The sequence below is a fragment of the Pseudomonas sp. P4_C3 genome, assembly GCF_056402075.1.
In genome coordinates, this window is sequence record NZ_JBFUIC010000298.1 from 1 (window position 1) to 4,802 (window position 4,802).

The following is a 4,802-nucleotide window of genomic DNA, read 5'->3' on the forward strand; positions in this document are numbered from 1 at the left end:
GTCGTGGCTAAAGAAAAATTTGATCGTTCCCTACCGCACGTCAACGTTGGCACCATCGGTCACGTTGACCACGGTAAAACCACTCTGACCGCAGCTCTGACTCGCGTTTGCTCCGAAGTTTTCGGTTCTGCAATCGTTGATTTCGATAAAATCGACAGCGCTCCAGAAGAAAAAGCTCGTGGTATCACCATCAACACCGCGCACGTCGAGTACAACTCGAAGATCCGTCACTACGCTCACGTTGACTGCCCAGGTCACGCTGACTATGTGAAGAACATGATCACCGGTGCTGCCCAGATGGACGGCGCGATCCTGGTTTGCTCGGCCGCTGATGGTCCGATGCCACAAACCCGTGAACACATCCTGCTGTCCCGTCAGGTAGGCGTTCCGTACATCGTGGTTTTCCTGAACAAGGCTGACCTGGTAGACGACGCTGAGCTGCTGGAACTGGTCGAGATGGAAGTTCGCGACCTGCTGTCCACCTACGACTTCCCGGGCGATGACACTCCAATCATCATCGGTTCGGCTCGTATGGCGCTGGAAGGCAAAGACGACAACGAAATGGGCACCACTGCCGTTCGTAAACTGGTTGAAACTCTGGACAGCTACATCCCAGAGCCAGAGCGTGCTATCGACAAGCCATTCCTGATGCCAATCGAAGACGTATTCTCGATCTCGGGTCGTGGTACTGTTGTGACTGGTCGTATCGAGCGCGGTATCGTTCGCGTTCAAGATGCTCTGGAAATCGTTGGTCTGCGTGACACCACCACCACCACCTGCACCGGTGTTGAAATGTTCCGCAAACTGCTCGACGAAGGTCGTGCTGGCGAGAACTGCGGCGTTCTGCTGCGTGGTACCAAGCGTGACGACGTTGAGCGTGGCCAGGTTCTGGTTAAGCCGGGTTCGGTTAAGCCGCACACCAAGTTCACCGCAGAAGTTTACGTTCTGAGCAAGGAAGAAGGCGGTCGTCACACTCCGTTCTTCAAAGGCTACCGTCCACAGTTCTACTTCCGTACTACTGACGTGACTGGTAACTGCCAGCTGCCAGAAGGCGTTGAAATGGTAATGCCAGGTGATAACATCCAGATGGAAGTTACCCTGATCAAGACCATCGCGATGGAAGACGGCCTGCGTTTCGCTATCCGTGAAGGCGGTCGTACCGTCGGCGCTGGCGTCGTAGCCAAAATCATCGAGTAAGCATCTCTTTTGAGATAGCTTCGATGCTTTGAAAAGCCCCCGCTCAGCGGGGGCTTTTTTATTGGGTTGACACCTATCTGGGGCGTCTATAGAATTGCGCCTCCTTTTAACGGGCGTATTGCGCTCGCTGGGAATAGCAGCCGGAGTCTGAAATCCAATGCAAAATCAGCAAATCCGTATCAGGTTGAAGGCTTTTGACCATCGCCTGATCGACCAATCCACCCAGGAAATCGTGGAAACCGCGAAACGTACTGGTGCTCAAGTGCGTGGTCCAATTCCACTGCCTACCCGTAAAGAGCGGTTCACCGTTCTGGTCTCCCCGCACGTCAACAAAGACGCGCGTGACCAGTACGAGATCCGTACTCATAAGCGCGTTCTGGACATCGTCCAGCCAACGGATAAAACCGTTGATGCACTTATGAAGCTTGATCTGGCGGCCGGTGTGGAAGTACAGATCAGCCTCGGCTAAGACTCGGTCTTAGTCGTGTAACGCTCTGAAATGGGCGGCCATAGCGGGTGAAAGCCCCGTACACTCATGAGGTTTACAACATGACTATTGGTGTAGTCGGTCGTAAATGCGGTATGACCCGTATTTTCACCGAAGAAGGTGTCTCCATTCCGGTCACGGTCATTGAGATCGAGCCGAATCGCGTCACCCAGTTCAAAACTGAAGAGACCGATGGCTATCGTGCAGTGCAAGTCACTGTCGGCGAGCGTCGTGCTTCGCGTGTAACAGCAGCTCAGGCTGGCCACTTCGCTAAAGCGAACGTTGCCGCTGGTCGTACCGTAATGGAATTCCGCCTTGAAGAAGGCGAGTACCAGGCCGGCGATCTGATCAACGCTGAAATCTTCGCCGCTGGTCAACTGGTTGATGTAACCGGTCAGTCCAAGGGTAAAGGCTTCCAGGGTACGATCAAGCGTTGGAATTTCCGCGGGCAAGATAACACCCACGGTAACTCCGTATCCCACCGCGTTCCAGGCTCTATCGGCCAGTGCCAGACTCCTGGTCGTGTATTCAAGGGCAAAAAAATGTCCGGTCATATGGGCGCTGAGCGCGTGACCGTGCAGTCCCTCGAAGTAGTGCGCGTGGACGCTGAACGCAATCTGTTGTTGGTCAAGGGCGCTGTTCCTGGCGCTACTGGCGGCAACTTGGTTGTACGTCCAGCAGCCAAGGCTCGCGGTTAAGGGGAAGCTGACATGCAATTAAATGTAAATGACGCTCAAGCGATCGAAGTTTCCGAACTGACATTTGGCGGCGAATTCAACGAGACGCTGGTTCACCAAGCAGTCGTAGCCTACATGGCTGGCGGTCGTCAGGGTTCCAAGCAGCAAAAGACCCGTTCCGACGTTCGTGGTGGCGGTAAGCGCCCATGGCGTCAGAAAGGTACTGGCCGTGCTCGTGCCGGTACTATCCGTAGCCCAATCTGGCGTGGCGGCGGTACCACTTTCGCAGCTCGTCCTCAGGATCACTCCCAGAAGCTGAACAAGAAGATGTATCGCGCAGCAATGCGTTCCATCCTTGCTGAGCTGGTGCGTACTGATCGTCTGGTCGTGGTTCAGGATTTCGCCGTTGAAACGCCGAAAACCAAAGACCTGCTGGGCAAACTGAACAACATGAGCCTGACCGACGTTCTGATCGTGTCCGACGCTGTTGATCAGAACCTGTACCTGGCTGCTCGTAACCTGCCACACGTAGATGTACGTGACGTGCAAGGTTCCGATCCAGTTAGTCTGATCGCATACGACAAGGTGTTGATCACCGTGTCGGCCGTGAAGAAATTCGAGGAGCTGCTGGGATGAACCAGGAACGCGTATTTAAAGTTCTGCTTGGCCCGCACGTTTCCGAGAAGGCTACGGTTCTGGCAGACAAGAAAGGCCAGTTCGTTTTCAAGGTTGCTACCGACGCAACCAAGCTGGAAATCAAGAAGGCCGTCGAAAGCCTGTTCAGCGTGAAAGTAGAGCGTGTTACTACCCTGAATGTTCTGGGTAAGAGCAAGCGCACTGCTCGCGGTCTGGGCAAGCGTAATGACTGGAAGAAGGCAGTTATCTCCCTTCAGCCAGGCCAAGATCTCGATTTCAGCAGCAGTGCTGAGTAAGGAAGGGGTGCATCATGGCAATCGTTAAATGCAAACCGACTTCCCCTGGCCGCCGTTTTGTGGTCAAGGTGGTCAACCAGGAGCTGCATAAAGGCGCTCCTCACGCACCGCTGCTCGAGAAGAAATCGAAGTCTGGTGGTCGTAACAACAATGGCCGTATTACCACTCGTCACATCGGTGGTGGTCATAAGCAGCATTATCGTCTGGTCGACTTCCGTCGCAACGACAAAGATGGCATCGCTGCCACTGTCGAGCGTATCGAATACGATCCAAACCGTACTGCTCACATCGCTCTGCTGCTGTACGCAGATGGCGAGCGTCGCTACATCATCGCCCCTAAAGGCGTGAGCGCTGGCGACCAGCTGATCGCAGGTGCCCTGGCACCGATCAAGCCGGGCAACGCTCTGCAACTGCGCAACATTCCAGTTGGTAGCACCGTACACGGCATCGAATTGAAGCCAGGTAAAGGCGCTCAGATCGCTCGTTCCGCTGGTGCTTCGGCTCAGCTGATCGCTCGTGAAGGCGTGTACGTTACCCTGCGTCTGCGTTCCGGTGAAATGCGTAAAGTCCTGGCTGAATGCCGTGCGACCCTGGGCGAAGTCTCGAACTCCGAGCACAGCCTGCGTTCGCTGGGTAAAGCTGGTGCCAAACGCTGGCGTGGCGTTCGCCCAACCGTTCGTGGTGTTGCCATGAACCCGGTTGACCACCCACATGGTGGTGGTGAAGGTCGTACCTCTGGTGGTCGTCATCCGGTATCGCCATGGGGCTTCCCGACTAAGGGCGCGAAGACTCGTGGTAATAAGCGTACCGACAAAATGATCGTCCGTCGTCGCAAGTAAATAGAGGGATACGACAGTGCCACGTTCTCTGAAAAAAGGTCCTTTTATCGATCTTCACCTACTGAAGAAGATCGAAGTGGCGGCGGAAAAGAACGATCGCAAACCGGTGAAAACCTGGTCGCGTCGTTCGATGATCCTGCCACAAATGGTCGGTCTGACCATCGCAGTACACAACGGTCGTCAGCACGTCCCAGTTCTCGTGAACGAAGACATGGTCGGCCACAAACTGGGCGAGTTCGCCGGTACCCGCACTTATCGCGGGCACGTGGCAGACAAGAAAGCCAAGCGTTAAGGGGTTAGGAAATGGAAGTAGCCGCTAAGTTGTCGGGCGCTCGAATCTCCGCCCAGAAAGCCCGCTTGGTCGCCGACCAGATCCGCGGGAAGAAGGTGGGCGAAGCGCTCAACCTGTTGGCTTTCAGCAGTAAGAAAGCCGCCGAGATCATGAAGAAAGTGCTGGAGTCGGCCGTAGCCAACGCCGAGCATAACGAAGGCGCAGACGTTGATGACCTGAAGGTCAGCACCGTTTTCGTCAACGAAGGGCGTTCGCTGAAGCGCATCATGCCACGTGCCAAAGGCCGTGCTGATCGCATCGTCAAGCGGTCTTGCCATATCACTGTCAAGGTTGCTGACAAGTAACGGAGTCGAAGAGATGGGTCAGAAAGTACATCCC

At 55.0% G+C, this 4,802-nt stretch carries 8 protein-coding genes; all 8 read left to right on the top strand.

What is annotated here, in order from left to right; translation table 11 throughout:
- Positions 1-3 precede the first annotated feature (3 nt).
- The 8 genes from tuf to rplV all read left to right on the top strand — a co-directional run bounded on the left by tuf (position 4) and on the right by rplV (position 4,768).
- Positions 4-1,197, top strand: a complete 1,194-nt coding sequence (gene tuf, locus AC1DVH_RS26040; protein ID WP_008053875.1) for an elongation factor Tu — start codon at positions 4-6, stop codon at positions 1,195-1,197.
- Positions 1,198-1,354: 157 nt separating this feature from the next.
- On the top strand, positions 1,355-1,666 hold the full coding sequence (gene rpsJ / locus AC1DVH_RS26045) for a 30S ribosomal protein S10 (protein WP_003186070.1): 312 nt from the start codon (positions 1,355-1,357) through the stop codon (positions 1,664-1,666).
- Between the two features lie 80 nt (positions 1,667-1,746).
- Complete coding sequence (gene rplC / locus AC1DVH_RS26050) at positions 1,747-2,382, top strand: 50S ribosomal protein L3 (RefSeq protein WP_003186059.1); 636 nt, start codon at positions 1,747-1,749, stop codon at positions 2,380-2,382.
- Between the two features lie 12 nt (positions 2,383-2,394).
- Positions 2,395-2,997 carry a 50S ribosomal protein L4 gene (rplD, locus tag AC1DVH_RS26055; RefSeq protein ID WP_003228735.1) on the top strand — a complete coding sequence of 201 codons (603 nt, stop codon included), beginning with the start codon at positions 2,395-2,397 and terminating at the stop codon, positions 2,995-2,997.
- Positions 2,994-3,293, top strand: a complete 300-nt coding sequence (gene rplW / locus AC1DVH_RS26060) for a 50S ribosomal protein L23 (RefSeq protein ID WP_002555488.1) — start codon at positions 2,994-2,996, stop codon at positions 3,291-3,293. Before rplD ends, rplW begins: the two co-directional genes overlap by 4 nt.
- A gap of 14 nt (positions 3,294-3,307) precedes the next feature.
- Positions 3,308-4,132, top strand: coding sequence for a 50S ribosomal protein L2 (rplB, locus tag AC1DVH_RS26065; protein WP_003186055.1), 825 nt, complete (start codon positions 3,308-3,310; stop codon positions 4,130-4,132).
- Positions 4,133-4,148: 16 nt separating this feature from the next.
- A complete protein-coding gene (gene rpsS, locus AC1DVH_RS26070) occupies positions 4,149-4,424 on the top strand; it encodes a 30S ribosomal protein S19 (protein WP_002555486.1) in 276 nt (91 codons plus the stop codon).
- Positions 4,425-4,435: 11 nt separating this feature from the next.
- The gene (gene rplV, locus AC1DVH_RS26075) at positions 4,436-4,768 is read left to right on the top strand and encodes a 50S ribosomal protein L22 (protein WP_003103908.1); all 333 of its coding nucleotides are present in this window, start codon (positions 4,436-4,438) and stop codon (positions 4,766-4,768) included.
- Positions 4,769-4,802: the final 34 nt, after the last annotated feature.